A 16,588-nucleotide genomic window follows, 5' to 3' on the forward strand; every position below is an offset into this window, starting at 1 on the left:
GCCCGCCCCTCAGACCGTCTCGATCGACAGGGTGCACGCACCATTGCGGCGGATGCTGCGGCAATCGGCTACCGCTTTCGCCATATCCTCGTCGACGATCCGCGCGCACACATTGGCCTGTATCCAGCCAAAGGGCATCAACAGGCGTCCGCCACCGCCATAGAACAAACCGATGTCATAGAAATCCCCGGGCGGCAGCCCCTTGGTGCTGCCTGCCGCCAGATAGGCCAGCACGATATCGCCGGCGTCGGGATGGGATGTCGCATTTTCGGGCGGGACGGCCGGGCGGTCCATCCCGTCGGGCAGCGTCGACGCGGGCATTGGCACCGATATTTCGGGGCCGGTCCAGATCGCGTGCATCGCCTCGAAACCGGCCTTGCGTTCGGCAAGGCTCCACAGGAAAGCGGACGAAATCGGCGCTTCGTCGTCGAGCAGCCTGCACCGGGCAGACAATCCCGATTGCGGCTCGACCAGTCGGATCAGTCGCATAGCCCCCCCCCTATTTCCCTGCCGCCAACGCCAGATATTCTTCTTTTTGAAGCGCGATGGGGACATTGCCGTTCAGCCACAGATAGTCGTGAAAGCGCTTGAGGTCGAAATTCTTCCCCTCATGCACGCGCGCTTCGGCCAGAAACTCCGCCGTCTGCATCTTTCCGATCTGATAGCTGATCGCCTGCCCCGGCGCGGCGGCGAAAAACACCGCCTCCTCTTCGGCCGTGGCGCGGTCCATCGGCACCATCGCTTCCAGATAGTCGGCAGCCTGCGCGACGCTGAATTCACCGAGGGCCAACTTGACGTCGACCTCGACCCGCAATGCCCGCAACCGGGCAAAATTATATATGATTTCGCGCGTTTTCGGATCGTTCGTCCACAATCCGGCCTGAAGCATCATCTCCTCGGCGTAAAAGCCCGTCCCCTCGTTCGCACCGCTGTCGTAATAATGGCGACGCAGCGGGTTGGGGTGACGCCAGCCGAGCGTCAGCTGAAAAAAGTGGCCCGGCACACCCTCGTGCACGATGATCGGACGCGGATCGCGCGTGATCGACAGGTTGAAATATCCCAGTTTCGGCGACGGTTCGGGCAGATAGACGGTCGCGTCCTGCCCCACCCGCGTCCGGTCGGTCAGGTCGAACGTGCGCCCCAGCCAGCCGATCGGCGCGAGATAGGCGGGAAAGGGCTGTGCACGGTAATGCCCCGCCCAGTCGGGAATGGTCAGCAGATCATGGTCGCGCAGGAATCGGCGGACCTTCTGTTCGTCGGCGTCCAGCCGCGCGATCACGGTGTCGATCGAATCCGCGATCGGCAGCTCGCTCATCCCTTTGTTGCGGTTACGCTCCAACTCCTCGAACAGCACCGATCGGGCCCATTCCTGGCGTCCCATGACGAGCAGTTCGTCGGGCGAATAGGGATAGAGGGCCACGTCGTTCAGGAAATAGCGATAGCTGTCCCGACCAACCGCGGTCGCATCGGACAAACCGCCGCGCCTTTCGGTCAGAAAGGCCGCGAATGCGGAAAAAGCATCGATGGCCCTCTCGCTCGCGGCACGAAGCTGCCGCCGCTGCGCCGGGGTCGCGTGGGGCGCAAGCCCGGCGACCATGCCGCGCAGGCTCGCCGGAACATCGGCGATCTGGTGGAGGGCGGCCTCGACAAAGGGACCGCGCATATCATCCAGATTGCCCCGTGCGGCCAACAACAGATGCGGCGCATTGTCCAGATGACGGACGACGTCATCGATCCGGTCGGCTTCGACAGGGGGCGGGGGCAACAGCCGCTCGAAAATCGGGTTGAGCGCCTGCGCGATATAAAAATGCGGCTGGCGCCGCCATGCGGCCACATGATCCAGTTCCCACCGGACACGCGCAAGCGCAGAGCCGACCAGACGATAATCGACCCGTTCGCTCACCGTCCGCGGCGCGTCGGACAGCGTTTTCCACTGGGCTTCGAACGCGGACAGTTTGCGGCGCTGATCGGCCACCGCCGCTGCGGACCAGTCGGGCGTCCATTTTTCGGGGCGCACGATACGCGGAATATCGTCGCTCGACGCGGGTTGGGTCACGGCCCGCCACGTCCAGAAATCGGCGCCGAGCCGCTGCACTGCTTCCTGTGCGCCTGCCGTCTGCGCCGTCAGCATCGCCGCGCCCGCCAGCAACGAACATGTGATCTTTCGCAACATGCTATTTGGCGCCCTTTACATGGCGGTCAAAGAAATCGACCATCTTCTTGAAGGCAAAGCGCGCCTGCGGCAGCGTGTCGCTCGCCCACGCATGATTGCCGCCTGGCAAAGTCACCAGTTCAAACATCTGTTCGCGCTCGATCATCGTATCGGCCAGCGCGACCGTGTCGGAATAAAGGACCACCGGATCGCGCGTTCCGTGAATGACCATCAACGGATCGCGAATGCCCTTGGCCTGATACAGCGCCGACTGCGCTTCGTATCGCGCGGGCATGTCGGGGCCGTCGTGCGGGCCCATGATCCACATTTGCGCGGGATAGGCATGCCAGACATTGGTCGCGGGTGCCCCGGCAATTCCGGCGGCATAGACGCCGGGCTTCTTCGCCAGCGACATGATCGTCATCAGCCCGCCATAGCTGGATCCCCAGATGCCGATCCGCTTGGGGTCGGCATAGCCCTTTTCGATCAGGAAACGGACCCCGCTTTCCAGGTCGTTGATGTCGGTTTCGCCGTAGCTGAGATACTGGCTTTGATTATGGTCGCGGCCCTGCCCCCACGATCCCCGGATATTGACGTTGAGAACGATATAGCCCTGGGCGACGAAATACTGGTCGATGCCCCAGGTCGGGTGGGCCCGGCGCCCGCCCCACTGGTTGCGCACCGCGTCGGAATAGACCGAACCGACGATGACCGGATAACGTTTCGCGGGATCATAATTGGCCGGCAGGCTGATCCGCGCGACAAGATTGGTTCCGTCGACATGGCTGGGGAACTCCGCATATCCGATATTGGCCCAGGTCTGGCGATAGAAGGCAGGCTGCGGCGACGCCGTGACCTTCTTCGTCGCCGCGGGCTTCGCCGTGTCAATCAGATATAGTTCGGGCGGGGTCGCATCATTGCTGTACCAGTCGGCAATATGCCGGAAATCGGGTGAATAGACGGGCTCGTGCGTTCCGGCCGCGCGGCCGCTGATCTGTTCGACCGCGCCACCGGCAAAGGGCACGCGATAAAGCTGGCGGTCGGCAAGATGCGATTTGTTGGCGGTAAAATACAACTGGCCGCGCTTGGCGTCGACGTCGAAGGATGCGATCTCCCAGCGCCCGTCGGTGATCTGCCGCGGCGTGTCTCCCGCCCGGCGCTGGTGATAAAGGTGCAGCCAGCCGTCGCGATCGGTCAGGATGATCAGGCCGTCGTCGCCAGGCGCCCATGCGACCTGCCAATCGGGGCGCAGATGGCGGGGTTCGTGCAGTTGATAGAATGTCTCGCGTGCGCCCGAGGTCACGTCATAAACATAGATCGTATGTTCCTTGGCCTCCATGTCGGAGCCGCTGACGAACAGCCGCTTGCCATCGCTGGACAGCCCATAGCCCCAGATATGATGCTTTGCGTCGGGCCGCTCATACAGCCGCTGCTGGCCGGTCGCGACATCGACGACCCCCACGGTGGCCCGCGTGGTTTCGTCGCCGGGAAAGGCACGGATCACCCGGTTATTCTGAAGCCCGTCGCGTGTGTAATAGAATATGTCGCGTTCGGGCATCGCGCGATCGTCGGCCTGCTGAAAGGCGATCGTGCGTCCGTCCTTGGCCCATTCAAAGCTTTCGACATAGATTTTGGGATCATCGCTTCCCACCACGCGGCGCGCGGCCTCGCCTTCGCGGGCCGACAGGTCGCGCACCCACAAAAGGCCGCCCAGCGTGACACGGTTGCGGGCATCGACCGGCAGACCCGACACAAAGGCCAGCCGCTTGCCGTCGGGCGACAGCGCCAGCTTGCGCACCGCGCGCTTGTCGGTTTCAATCTGCGTCACCCTGCCGTCGGCTTCGCGGATGTGAAGCTGCCCCGCCAGGGTAAAGGCGGCCCGCCCCTTGCCCAGCGCGATTGCCTCGCCAATCCCCTTCTGTTCGGCCTCGGGCTTGCTGTCGCGGCCAAGGGAGGTCAGGCGGGTCTTTTTCCCGGTCCGCACCGAATAGGACCAGAGATCGCGAAAACTATATCCTTCGTCGTTCCACAGGAACAGCACGCTGTCCCCGTCCGGAGCCCAGCTATACCCCTCCGGACTGGTTCCGATCAGGCTCTTGTACCGATAGAGTTCGTCGATCGACAGGTCCGTGCCCGGCGCCTCGGCGCCGCCGTGGATCGGGGCATGGGGCCACGGCCGCTCTGGCGTCCGGTCCTGGGCGGCTAGCGCGGTCGAAAGAAGCAGCGCTGTCGCAACTCCGAACGATCGGAAAATCAACATCTTATTCACCTACAGCGATGGCAGCCTGGCCGGGTATGGGGACGCCCGACCGATCGGAACGACAGGATGCCGCCCCGACCGGCCTTTTGCCAATCAGAAGTTCGCCCGGAACCCGATCGTGAAGCGGCGCCCGATGGCGTCATAGGTTTCACGTTCGAACAGATAGAAGGGCGGGTCGCGGTCGAACAGATTGTCGACCGAGGCATAGATGCTGCTGTTGTCGGTCACGTCCAGATTGGCGCTGAGGTCGAAATAATGGACGTCGCCGGTCTCGGGCACGGCGAGCAAGGGGATCGCCGCGCCCGAAGCCTTCGCACCCGCAATGCGGCCGTCCTTCGCCGACCCGATGAAACGATGACGCAGCGAGACCTGAAGATTGTCCATGTCCCACGTCAGGCGCTGGGTGAAACGCCATTTGGGGTTGGCCGTCGAACAGCTTCCGCCGCCGATATAGCCCGCGCAATTCACCGGATTCACGATCGGGCTGCCCTGCGAGATCGCGTCGATCAAATAGGTCCCAGCCAGATAATAGGACAGGTTTCCGGCCGACCCCAGGCTGTGGCGGTAATCGATGCGATAATCGATACCCGACGCCTCGAGCTTGGCGATGTTCGCGTTGAGCAGCGGCACGTCGTAAAGCTGACCGTCGGGGGTACGGTTGCGCAATGGCGTGCAAAAGATGTTCGACAGCGACATGTCGGCGTTGCACGCATTGATCACCGACTGCAGCCCGCCGCCGAACGATCCGATCGCATCGTCGATCTTGATGTTGTAATAATCGACCGTGAGCTGAAAGCCCGGCAGGAATTCGGGGCGGAAGACCGCACCGACCGACCAGGTATCCGATGTTTCTTCCTGCAGGTTGGGGTTCCCGCCGGTGACGGCGCGAATCTGCTGATTTTCCTGCTGGAATACGTCGATCACCGACGCCGGAATGCCCAGTGCGTTGACGCAGAAATCGCGCTCCGCCGTGGTGCGCCCGGTCCCTGCATTACAGAAATCGACCGCCTGCGGCGCCGTGTTGGTCGCGCCCGAAAACAGCTCGACGACATTCGGAGCACGCACCGCGCGCTGGTACAGGCCGCGGAATTTCAGGCCGCGGAACGGCGAATATTCGCCGCCGATCTTGTACGACCAGACCGAACCCGCGGTCGAATAATCGGAAAAGCGGGCGCCGCCCTCGAACGCAAGCAGTTCGACGCCCGGCATATCCGCGAGGACGGGGACATAAAGCTCGCCATAAAGCTCCGCGACATCGAACGAACCGGCGGTCGGGCTGAGCCCCGCCGAGCGCGACAGCGCCTTGCCCATCACATAAAGCTGATCGGGATCGAAGGCCGAGCTTTCCTTGCGATATTCGGCGCCCAGCGAGATTCCGACATCCCCGGCCGGAAGCGAGAACAGCGAACCCGTCAGGCTAGCGCCGAGCTGTTTCTGCCGGATCGTCGTGATGTTGGTGAGGTCGGTATAGATATAGTCGATCATCTCGCGGGTCAGCGAGTTGAGCCCAAAGGGGTTGAGCACGACGCATTTGGGATCGGCGACCGCGCATTTATAGGGGTCTGACGGATCGGTACGGAAACCGTTCGCAAAGCTGTCGATCAGGACGCCGCCGCCCTGCACGTCCGTAACCTTGGTCTGCCCCTGGTTGTAAAAGACCTCCCACTTGAGCCGGTCGGTCAGGTCGCCCTTCAACCCCACGACAAAGCGCCAGAAATCGCGCGTCTGGTCGCTGGTGCGCGATCCGCCGTCCAGCAGGCGGCGGTTGATGTTCACCGGCACCAGGCTGTCGCCGTCGGCGTCCATATTGACGCTCAGAAAATCGCGCAGCGTCGGGTCGAGATAGGGGTTGCGGATATCGAGCTGGAACCCGGGGATAAAGCCCGAGCTGCTCATCGGCACCGCGCCCAGCGTCGAATTGATCTTGCTATGGACATAGGAGCCTTCCCAGAAGGCCCGCACATTGTCCGTCACGTCATAATGACCGAGCAGCGACCCCGACCAGCGCTGCATCGGCATCTGCAAATTGGTAAAGGGCCGGTCGTTGAATCCGTCGCTCTGGCGATAGGCGCGCCAGCCTTCGGGGGCAAAGAAGATGCCGGCCGTCCCGATGGTGTTGCCATAGGGGTCGGTCAGGCCGACGAGCTGCGGGCTGAATATCGTCCCCTGCGGTGTCACGCCGTTGCCCGACGGCACCAGCACCGGCTCGCCGTTCACGATGGCGTCGGCCAGATAGACGGTGGCATGGCTGCGCGCCGCACCCTTGACCTGCGCGCGATCGTAATAGCTGCCGTGGAACACCAGATTGCCGCGCCCGTCGCCGAAATTGCCGCCCGCGGTGAATTCCAAATTATAGCGTTCGGCATCGCCCTCATCGCTGATGCCATAGGAACCGCCGACCTCGAGTCCCTCGAAATCATCCTTCATCACGAAGTTGACCACCCCGGCCATCGCATCGGAGCCATAGACCGCCGACGCGCCGCCGGTGACGACTTCGACCCGCGCGACCAGCGAGGGCGGAATCATGTTCAAGTCGACGACGCCGTCCTGCGATGCCCCGACGATACGGCGCCCGTTCTGAAGGACGAGCGTACGGACCGTGCCCAGATTGCGCAGGTTCACCGTCGCCGAACCATTGCCCGTGTTCGACTGCGCGCCCGCACCCGAAACCGCCTGGGGCAAGGCGTTCAACAGCTGCTCGGTCTCGTTCGTCACCGACAGCTTGATTTCTTCCTCGCCGATCACGTTGACGGGGCTGTTCGATTCGACGTCAGGGCGCGGAATGCGCGATCCGGTGACGACAATGGCGCCTCCTTCTTCGCCGGCAACGGGCTCCTGCGCCATCGCCGTGCCCATCACCGCCATCGACAGGAACAACGCCGAACCGCCCCGAAGCCCCGTCCGCACCGATGAAACCCGCTTGATACCCATTGTCACTACTCCCCAACCTGGAATGCCCTATCCGACATTCACGATCGCCGACGCTGGACGCCGATCTTATCCGTGAACAGTTGCGTGATTTTGATCATATTTTTTTCGATGCGTCAATGCAGCGATGTAAAAATTGTGAAACATGCCGCCTCGCACCACCGTCTGCTGCGGCCTTTCGACGCGCGCCGGGCCGGGCGATCCGGATTCCGAACGGCGCCGCGTGCCGACAGATAATGTCAATCCTGGGAATGATTTCCGTAATGATTGCATGGACCTTCCGCAAATAGCGACCATCACTGTCGCCAAAACGAACCCGCGATTCGGCCTGGCCGCGGACGCGCCAACGCGCGCCCGCGGCGCGCCCCACGCTCCCCCATCGACTTATTTATATGCAATTTCACATGATTTTCATCTTTTAGTGGAGATGAATTCACCGAACGATCACCGTGAACAGCGCCACAGCGACCCCGCGCGCACCGCTGCCATCCCCCGGCCCCGCGACGGCGGCGGCGTGTCACGCCCCTTCCGGCGCGCAAACAAAAACGCCCGGGGGAATATCCCCCGGGCGTCCTGTTTTCGATCCTGCGCGCCTGTCCGCTGGACGGCATGAAAAAGCAGCAGGCGCTGGCCGGCTTTAGAAGCTGGCCTGGACCGACGTATAGAAGAAGCGACCTTCCGCGCTGTGCAGCTTGGCGTCATAGCCATAGGTTGCATCGAGGAACGGCGGCTTGGTGTCGAGCAGGTTGCGGACGCCGAAACGGATCCGCGATCCTTCGAGCGGCCCATCTTCGAAACGCTTCTGGACATAAAGGTTCATGGTGAAATTGTCCTTCACCTTCCAGTTCGCGCCCGTGTCGTCCTGGACGATACCGGTATCGAAATATTTGCCGACATAACGTCCGAACAGGCCGACGCTCCATCCCTTGTTCGACCAGGTCAGCGTACCCGAAGCCTGCCATTTCGGACGCCCGTTCCGCTCGACCAGATCGCCGATCGCCTCGAGCGGCACCACTTCGCCCAACGTGTCGCGGATCTGCTGCGCCTGTTCGGACAGGCCCTGATAGGCCTTGTCGATATAGGAAGCGTTCAGCTTGATGTTGAACTTGCCGACCGGCGTATCGGGAATCGTGTAGTAAAGGCCGAGATCAATGCCCGCGCTGGTACGCGTATCCAGATTGGTGAACAGATCGTCGATCTGGATGATCTCGCCCAGCGGGTTGAGCCCGCTGCCCTGATAATAGGCGATGTCGTCGGCGGTCGGATCGGCACGCAAGATGCCGGGCAGGCCACCATTGCCCTGGGTACGGCTGACATAGTCGAGCGCCGCGAGATTTTCGGCACCGAAGATGCCGACCAGGTTGCGCTGCTTGATATGCCAGTAATCGACCGTCAGCGTCAGGCGGCGCGCCGGGGTCAGCACGGCACCGAAGGAATAGCTGACGTTGGTTTCGGGTTTCAGGTCGACGTTGCCGAAGCGACGTTCCTCGACGCGGTCGTTGCCGACACAGGCGCCCAGATTGGCGGTATCGCCCTTGTTCACGCTCGCCTGGCACCGGTAATAATCGATCACCGTGCTGACGCGGGTGGTCACTTCATTGTTCAGCTGTTCCAGGTTGGGGGCACGGAAACCCTCGGCATAGGAACCGCGGAACTGAAGCTGGTCGATCGGATACCAGGACAGCGCGAATTTGGGGCGGAATACGCTGCCGACGTCCGAATAATGTTCGAACCGGCCCGCGATCTGAAGGTCGAGCTTGCGGATCAGCGGCACGTCCATGTCGCGGCTGACCAATGGCACGGCCAGTTCGGCAAAGGCCGAATAGACGTTACGCGAGCCGCTGGAATCGGCCGCGACGCTCGATCCCATGACGTCGGATTCATTGACGATGTCGCCGGTCAACGCATCGACATAGTTGATCGTGCCGTCCAGGCGGTCGTCATAATCCTCCAGATAGCTCTGGCGGCGCCACTCGACGCCCAGCGCCGCACCCACGTCACCCGCCGGCAGGCTGATCAGATTGCCGTTCGACAGTTTGAAATCGGCAAGGGCCAGGGTCGTTTTCCCGAACCGGCCGATATCGACCAGAAAGCTGTCGATCGTGGCCTGCGAATTGGGCGTCGTATCGCCCCAGTTCGGGTTGGCGATATCGCCGCCGTTGAACGGGTTATAGGCGCTGGCGTCGGTGCGGTTCAGCGCCTGGTGGAACAGGCTGTTGCTGACGCGGTCGAACGTGATGTCGTTCGTCGTCGCTTCCGAATAAAGAACCGCGCCATCCCAGCTCCAGTTGCCGAAATCACCGCGCAGGCCACCGAGGAAGCGGAAGGAGTCATTGTCGACGCGAATGTGACGCAGCCCCGCATCGACGACGCGATAGTTGGTCAGCGTGACGTCCAGCCCTTCGGCCGGGATATTGAAACCGGCAAGCCGGTTCGGGTTGCCCACGGCGCCCAGCGGGTTCCAATAGGCGTCTTTCGAAATATTGAACTGCGCCGAACTGAGGATCGACGATTCACCGCGATACTCGTCGGTGCGCGCGCGGTAATAACCCGCTTCGCCATAGAATTGAACGCCGCCGAAATCATGGTTGAGGAACAGGAAGGCGTTACCGCGCTTCACGCCCGGCCCCATCGTGCGCGAACGGTTGATGTCAAACCGCAGATCGCGGTCGAGGCTGCCGTCGTCGATGCACAGGCCGGTGCCCAGCGCCGCACGGCATCCCGCGACGGTTGCCGGCTGGATGTGGAACACGCCCGCCGAACTGGTCAGTCCGGTCACGCGCGAAGAGGCGGTGAACTGCCCCCACGGCGCGCTGCTCGACCGGTTGTCGAAACCGGTATCGCCTTCGAACTCGGTGCCTTCGACGAAGGGACGGCGATCGCTGGTCCCGGCATAGTCCAGTTCATGCGCCCAGACCCGCGACGCCTGATAATAGCTGAGAGCAAGCGACACGTTGGTACGACCGTCGTTGAACGTCCAGCCGCCCTGGAATTCGCCGCGCAGCTTCACCTTGCTGGTGTTCTCGGCGAACCCGAGTTCGCCCGACAACTGCATGCCTTCGAACTTGGTATCCAGCACGGTGTTGATGACGCCCGCGACGGCATCCGAACCGTAGATCGCCGACGCGCCGTCGTGCAGCACCTCCAGCCGCTCGATGCCCGTCACGGGCAGCGCGTTCATGTTGACCGTGGCGACCGGGACCGAATCCTCGGTCTGGTTGCCGGGGTGCTGAACCAGGCGGCGACCGTTCAGCAACACCAGCGTATTGCCCGAACCGATGCTCCGCAGGTTCACCGACGAAATGTCGCCGCGTGCCGAATGGACACCGCCCGACACGGTATCGGTGCCGTTGAAGTTCATCGTGCCGTTGGAAGGCAGCGCGGCGATCAGGTCCGAACCCGACGTTGCCGCGATCGCGTCCATATCGTCCTTGCCGATCACCGATACGGGCAGCTGGCCCGCGACCTGCGAATTGCGGATCTGGGTGCCGACGACGACGATATCCTGGTCGGTCTGCTGTTCATCGGCGGGCGCCGCCGAATCGGTCGACTGGGCGTGGACCGCCGGGGCCACCAACAGGCTGGCGGAAATCAGAAATGCGGCTTTCATGCTGCCGGTACGCGCTCGGACGGTCATCAACTACCCCTTATTATGGTCTGGATTGAATGTTCTGGATTGCGATCGGCGGCTTCTGGTGGCGCTCGACACAAATCTGTCATTGTTGATCCGACAAGCATGCGCCCGCGTCCAATATTCGAAGTTCCCCACCTCATAACCTTAGGCTATGTGGCGGGGCGCCCAGCCAGGAGGATCGCATGCGGCTACGCCATATCGAGGTATTCCACGCCGTGTACGAACATGGATCGGTGACGGAGGCGGCGCGTGCCCTCAACGTGTCGCAGCCGTCGGTCAGCAAGGTGCTGCGCCACGCCGAAGACCAGCTCGGATACATATTGTTCCGCCGTGAAAAGGGCCGGCTCATTCCGACCGAACCGGCGCACGAGCTGTTCCTGGAGGTGTCGGCCGTCTATACCCAGCTCGGGCGGCTGTCGCGCACCGCGCGCAATCTCGGTACACGGCGCGGCGGCCATCTGCGCATCGCTGCCCTGCCCTCGATCGGTTTGTCGATCGGCCCGCGCGCCATCGCCCGCTTTCGCGAAAAACAGCCCGACGTGTCGTTCGAGATCACGACCCTGCACAGCCGCGATGTCGAGCGCAGCCTGTACGAACATGAATGCGATGTCGCGATCGGCTATCACATCATCCGCCAGACCCATCTGGTTCAAGTGGGCCTGGGCAGCGCGGGCCTGCTGCTCGTCACGCCAAAGGGGCAGTTCGGCGAAGACGGCGCAGCGCTGCCGATGAGCATCCTCCACGGCACCGATTTCGTTGGGCTGCGCGACAGCGGCCCGTTGGCCGATATTTTCGCCAACGAATTGTCGCGGCTCGATATTTCACCGCGCGAAATTGCCACCGCCCACACCTATTACGCCGCGATCGCGCTGGTCCGCGAGGGGCTGGGGATCACCGTTGCCGACGAATTTACCGTCGCCGCGTTCAAGGGCGATACGCTGTCCGCCTATCGGCTGACCCCGGCGGTCCGTACCCCGGTCAGCGCGATCACGCTCGATCGCCCAGCCCACGCCGAACTGATCGAAGGCTTCGTCGAAGAGGTCAGCCGCGTCATCGCGGAGGAGGGGCGGCTCGGAACGCCGTGACGCCCACCCGCGCCTCGATCGCAGGCGCCCCATGCTCGCGGGCTATACCCTGCGAAAGAAGCATCATTTGCACCGCGGCGCCTCTGCGCGCATCACCGTGTCCGGACATCGCCGTTATGCTTACCGCTGTTTGGGCGCTCCACAGGCCCAGACCAGTGCAAGAGGATTGATTTGCCCCGCCCCTTCCCGCTTCCCTTCCGGCAACAGCGCGTGACCGCGGGCGCGGCGATCGCGGCGCTGCTCCTGCTGCCGATACCGGCAGCGGCGGCCGATCCCCTCGCGGCGGTCGTGACGGATCCCGCGTCGAAGCAGGCCCCCGGATGCATCGCGGCCCGCTTTGAGCGGGGGCAAATGACCGCGATGGCGGCATCGGGCTATGCCGACATCAAGCGCCGGACCCCCATCGATCCCGACACGCTTTTCTATGGCGCATCGCTGTCGAAACAGTTCACCGCCCTCGCCGCGGCAACCTTGATCGCCCAAGGCAAATTGTCGCTCGACGACGATGCCCGCGATCACCTGCCCGACCTTCCCCGCTACGCGGTGCCGGTGACGGTCGGGATGCTGATGCACCACAGCGCGGGTATCCGCGATTCGCTGGGACTGCTGCGCCTTGCCGGGATGGACAATGTCGGCCTGGCGTCCAAGCGGCAGGCGCTCAACCTTGTCTATGCACAGGCCGACACGGCGTTCACGCCGGGCACCCAATATCGCTATTCGAACGGCGGCTATCTGCTTCTGGCCGAGATTGTCGAGCGCGTCGCGGGCGAACCCTTTGCCCTTTATGCCGATCGGGCCATCTTCAAGCCGCTCGGCATGGCGCAAAGCCATTTCCTGAACGATGCCCAACCGCGCCCCGGCCGCGTCGCGCACGGCTATGTTCCGGTCGACGGCGGCTTTGCGATCCGCGACAGCTTTCCGCGCTTCAGCGGTTCGGGCGGGCTGATGATCTCGCTGTCCGACCTTGCCCGCTTCGAACGCGACATCGCGATCGAGCGCAAGGTCTGGACCCCTGCCGTCGCGCGGATCATGCTGACCCCCGGCCGCTTTTCGGGCGGTTCACCGATCCGCGATGCAAAGCTCGACATGGGCTATGGCGGCGGGCTCCACATCGGCCCGCTGAAGGGCGAATATCGCGTCCAGCACGGCGGATCGGCCGAGGGGTTCAAGCACAGCTATGTCCGCATGCCCGAACGCCACCGCGCCTTCGCCCTGCTGTGCAATCGCGGCGACTGGAGCGCCAGCGAACGCATGGAACGGATCATCGCCGCCTCCGATACGGCGTCCGATCCGGCGGCACGGACGCCCCCCGCGGGGCTGTTCCGCTCGGCCGAGCTTGGCGCCGACTATGCCCTCGCGCCGGATGGCGAACGCCTGATGGTCCGCATTTCGTCAAGGACCGCCGGGCCCCGCGCCCGGACGCTGCAATTCGTGCGCCAGCCCGATGGCAGCTACGCCGCCGACACGATCCGCATCCGCTTCGGCACCGACCCCGATCGTTTCACCGTCAGTCGCGGCGGTTCGGGCGACATCGGATTCGAACGAGTGAAAAAGGGACGCACAGAATGAAGACTCTTCCTTTCAAGGGCAGCTTTCTGGCCGCCGTGGCCCTGACCGCGCTCGCCGTCACCGCCGCGCCCGTCACCCCCACGCCCGCCATGGCCGCCGACGGCGCCACGACGGTCATCCGTGGCGGCACCATTTATGACGGCAGCACCCGCCCGCCGATCGTCGGCGACGTGGTCATCACCGGCGCGCGCATCACCTATGTCGGGCCGACGCGCCCGGCGGCGCGCGGCGCCCGCATTGTCGACGCGCGCGGGCTGGTCGTCGCGCCGGGATTCATCGATCCGCACACCCACCCCCGCGGCTATATCGACAGCGACGCCGCGCAGGACCGGTTGAACCTGCCCTGGCTGATGCAGGGCGTGACGACGATCTTCGTCGGCGTCGATGGCGGCGGCACGCCCCATGTCGCCGACTTTTTCGATGCGCTCGAAACAAAGGGCTTCGGCACCAATGTCGGGGCCTATGTGGGGTTCGGTCCGGTGCGCCGCGCGGTGCTGGAGGATGACGCGCGCGCGCCTTCACCGGCCGAACTCGACAAGATGAAGGCCCTCGTCGCCGGCGCGATGTGCGAGGGCGCGCTCGGCCTTTCGACCGGCCTCTTTTATGCGCCGCAAAGCTTTGCGAAGACCGGCGAAGTCGTGGCGCTCGCCCGCGAGGCCGCGGCACGCGGCGGCCTTTACGATACGCACCAGCGTGACGAATCCAGCTACAGCATCGGCGTTGCCCAGTCGGTAGCCGAGGCGATCGACATCGGCAAACAGGCGGACATTCCCGTCCATTTCGCGCATATCAAGGCGCTGGGCGTCGATGTCCACGGCAAGGCGGGAGAGATCATCGCGATGATCGAAAAGGCCCGCGCCGCCGGACAGCGCGTGACCGCCGATCAATATCCGTGGGAAGCGTCCGGAACCGGGATAGAGGCTGCGCTGTTGCCGCGATGGGCCGTCGACGGTGGGCGCAGCGCACTGCTCGCCCGGCTCGACAATCCGGCCGACCTGGCACGGATCAAGGAGGCGATGGCTGAAAATATGCGGCGGCGCGGCGGCGCGCATTCGCTGCTGCTGACCGCGCCGGACCGCGAATGGACCGCCCTTCGGCTCGACGCCATTGCCGCGCGGTGGAAAATGACCCCGATCGACGCTGCCCTGAAGATCGTCCGCCATGACGAGGACGGCGGATCGCTGGTGTCGTTCAACATGGCCGAAGAGGATATTCGCGCCTTCATGACCCAACCGTGGGTCGTCACCGGTTCGGACGGCTCCCCCGGCCATCCGCGCATGTTCGCATCCTTCCCCCAGAAATATGCGAAATATGTCGTCGATGGAAAACTGATCGACATGACCGACTTCATCAACAGCAGCACCGGCCGCACCGCCGACATTTTCGGACTGGCCGATCGCGGCTATCTGAAGCCGGGATATTATGCCGACGTGCTGCTGCTGGATCCCGCAACCTATCGCCCCCAGGCCACCTATGTCGCGCCGCGCGAACTGACGAAGGGGGTTCGCTCGCTGTTCGTCAACGGACAGCAGGTCATCGAAAGCGGAAAGCCCACCGGCATCGCCGCGGGCAAGGCCATCCGCCGCACGCCGCCGGGCGGAAGCTGCCCCGGATAAGCCACGGCGGACGGCGGCCCGGCGCTCTGCCGTCCTTCCTCCATCGGATCGCAACAGGAACGAAGATGATAAATTCGCGAAACGCGGATCAGGTGGCGCGCATCCACAGCGCGCCCGGCCGCGACATTTTGGTGTTGGGTGCGGGCGTCGTCGGCATGGCGACCGCCTATGCGCTGGCGCGGCGCGGGCTTTCGGTGGCGCTGGCCGATGCCGATGAAGGGCCCGGACGCGGCACCTCCTTCGCCAATGGCGCACAGCTCAGCTACGCCTATACCGACGCGCTGGCCCAGCCCGCGCTGATTGCCAAACTTCCCGCCATGCTGCTGGGGCTCGACCCCGCTTTTCGGGTCCGCCTGTCGCTCGACCCCGACTTCCTGCGCTGGGGCCTCGCCTTTCTGCGCCATTGCACCGCGTCCAGCTTTGAACGTCACACGATGTCGGCGCTGGCGCTAGGGCTCGAATCCCGCGCGGCAATGGCGGATCTGCTGGCCCGCCACCCGCTCGATTTCGGACATGCGGTCTCGGGCAAGCTCCATCTGATCCGCGATTCCGCTGCGCTTCCCCGCGCCCGGCAGGTCGCGGCGATGAAGGCCGGTGCGGGGATCGAACAGCATATTCTGGACGCCGACGAAGCGCGGCGGATCGAACCTGCGCTCGCCGATGCGGGCGATCTGGCGGGGGCGGTCTGGACCCCGGCCGACGAGGTCGGCGATCCCTACCGCTTTTGCGAACAATTGCTGCCCGTCCTCACCGGCCATCATGGCATAGAGGCGCATTTCGGCTTTCGGGCCGCCGCCCTGCAACGGGAAAATGGCATGATCGCGGTCAGCGACGGCGCCGGACGCCGCATCACCGCCCGGCGCATCATCGTCTGCCTCGGCGCTGACGCCCCGTCCTTTCTCGCGCCGATCGGCATCAGGGTGCTGGTTCGCGCCATGAAGGGATATAGTTTTACCGCACCCTCCACCCCTCATGCTCCGCGCGTCAGCATCACCGACACGGCGCGCAAGATCGTCTTTTGCAACCTCGCGGGCCAGATGCGGGTCGCGGGGCTTGCCGAACTCAACAATCGGGACAGCCGCGTCGACGACCGACGGCTACGCGACCTGATCGACAGCGCCCGCGCGGCGCTCCCCCTCGCCGCCGACTATGACCGCGCGGGGCATGGATGGGCCGGGCTGCGTCCGATGACGCCGCACTCGGTCCCGATCATCGCGGAAGCCGCCGACGGGATTTTCCTCAACGTCGGACATGGGATGCTGGGCTGGACCTTTGCCATGGGGGCGGCCGAACGGACCGCCCGGCTTGTCGAACGGGTTCGCGCCGACGCCTGAACGCCCGTCG

At 64.0% G+C, this 16,588-nt stretch carries 9 protein-coding genes; 4 read left to right on the plus strand and 5 right to left on the minus strand.

The features are described from left to right. Positions 1-9: 9 nt before the first annotated feature. From U0S50_RS07455 to U0S50_RS07475, 5 genes are all read right to left on the minus strand, one after another. On the minus strand, positions 10-489 hold the full coding sequence (locus tag U0S50_RS07455; protein ID WP_322308137.1) for a DUF3830 family protein: 480 nt from the start codon (positions 487-489) through the stop codon (positions 10-12). A gap of 10 nt (positions 490-499) precedes the next feature. Further along, a complete protein-coding gene (locus U0S50_RS07460) occupies positions 500-2,173 on the minus strand; it encodes a DUF885 family protein (protein WP_322308138.1) in 1,674 nt (557 codons plus the stop codon). A 1-nt stretch (position 2,174) separates the two neighbouring features. Then, positions 2,175-4,412, minus strand: coding sequence for a prolyl oligopeptidase family serine peptidase (locus U0S50_RS07465; protein ID WP_322308139.1), 2,238 nt, complete (start codon positions 4,410-4,412; stop codon positions 2,175-2,177). A gap of 93 nt (positions 4,413-4,505) precedes the next feature. Continuing rightward, positions 4,506-7,343 (minus strand): TonB-dependent receptor plug domain-containing protein, encoded by a 2,838-nt coding sequence (locus U0S50_RS07470; RefSeq protein ID WP_322308140.1) that lies wholly within the window; start codon positions 7,341-7,343, stop codon positions 4,506-4,508. Between the two features lie 634 nt (positions 7,344-7,977). Next, a complete protein-coding gene (locus U0S50_RS07475) occupies positions 7,978-10,977 on the minus strand; it encodes a TonB-dependent receptor domain-containing protein (protein WP_322308141.1) in 3,000 nt (999 codons plus the stop codon). Positions 10,978-11,156: 179 nt separating this feature from the next. On the opposite strand from U0S50_RS07475, the gene U0S50_RS07480 reads away from it, so the two are divergent. From U0S50_RS07480 to U0S50_RS07495, 4 genes are all read left to right on the plus strand, one after another. Further along, on the plus strand, positions 11,157-12,059 hold the full coding sequence (locus U0S50_RS07480; protein ID WP_322308142.1) for a LysR family transcriptional regulator: 903 nt from the start codon (positions 11,157-11,159) through the stop codon (positions 12,057-12,059). 171 nt (positions 12,060-12,230) lie between these two features. Beyond that, positions 12,231-13,628, plus strand: coding sequence for a serine hydrolase domain-containing protein (locus U0S50_RS07485; RefSeq protein ID WP_322308143.1), 1,398 nt, complete (start codon positions 12,231-12,233; stop codon positions 13,626-13,628). Further along, the gene (locus U0S50_RS07490) at positions 13,625-15,244 is read left to right on the plus strand and encodes an N-acyl-D-amino-acid deacylase family protein (RefSeq protein ID WP_322308144.1); all 1,620 of its coding nucleotides are present in this window, start codon (positions 13,625-13,627) and stop codon (positions 15,242-15,244) included. The genes U0S50_RS07485 and U0S50_RS07490 overlap by 4 nt, the downstream gene beginning before the upstream one ends. A 65-nt stretch (positions 15,245-15,309) precedes the next feature. After that, positions 15,310-16,578, plus strand: a complete 1,269-nt coding sequence (locus U0S50_RS07495) for an FAD-dependent oxidoreductase (protein ID WP_322308145.1) — start codon at positions 15,310-15,312, stop codon at positions 16,576-16,578. Positions 16,579-16,588: the final 10 nt, after the last annotated feature.

The organism is Sphingopyxis sp. (assembly GCF_034380315.1).
Lineage (GTDB): Bacteria > Pseudomonadota > Alphaproteobacteria > Sphingomonadales > Sphingomonadaceae > Sphingopyxis.

Bases quoted from the DNA above. Each gene is read 5' to 3' on its own strand.
- U0S50_RS07455 (WP_322308137.1), bottom strand. From the start codon at position 489: ATGCGACTGATCCGACTGGTCGAGCCGCAATCGGGATTGTCTGCCCGG.
- U0S50_RS07460 (WP_322308138.1), bottom strand. From the start codon at position 2,173: ATGTTGCGAAAGATCACATGTTCGTTGCTGGCGGGCGCGGCGATGCTG.
- U0S50_RS07465 (WP_322308139.1), bottom strand. From the start codon at position 4,412: ATGTTGATTTTCCGATCGTTCGGAGTTGCGACAGCGCTGCTTCTTTCG.
- U0S50_RS07470 (WP_322308140.1), bottom strand. From the start codon at position 7,343: ATGGGTATCAAGCGGGTTTCATCGGTGCGGACGGGGCTTCGGGGCGGT.
- U0S50_RS07475 (WP_322308141.1), bottom strand. From the start codon at position 10,977: ATGACCGTCCGAGCGCGTACCGGCAGCATGAAAGCCGCATTTCTGATT.
- U0S50_RS07480 (WP_322308142.1), top strand. From the start codon at position 11,157: ATGCGGCTACGCCATATCGAGGTATTCCACGCCGTGTACGAACATGGA.
- U0S50_RS07490 (WP_322308144.1), top strand. From the start codon at position 13,625: ATGAAGACTCTTCCTTTCAAGGGCAGCTTTCTGGCCGCCGTGGCCCTG.
- U0S50_RS07495 (WP_322308145.1), top strand. From the start codon at position 15,310: ATGATAAATTCGCGAAACGCGGATCAGGTGGCGCGCATCCACAGCGCG.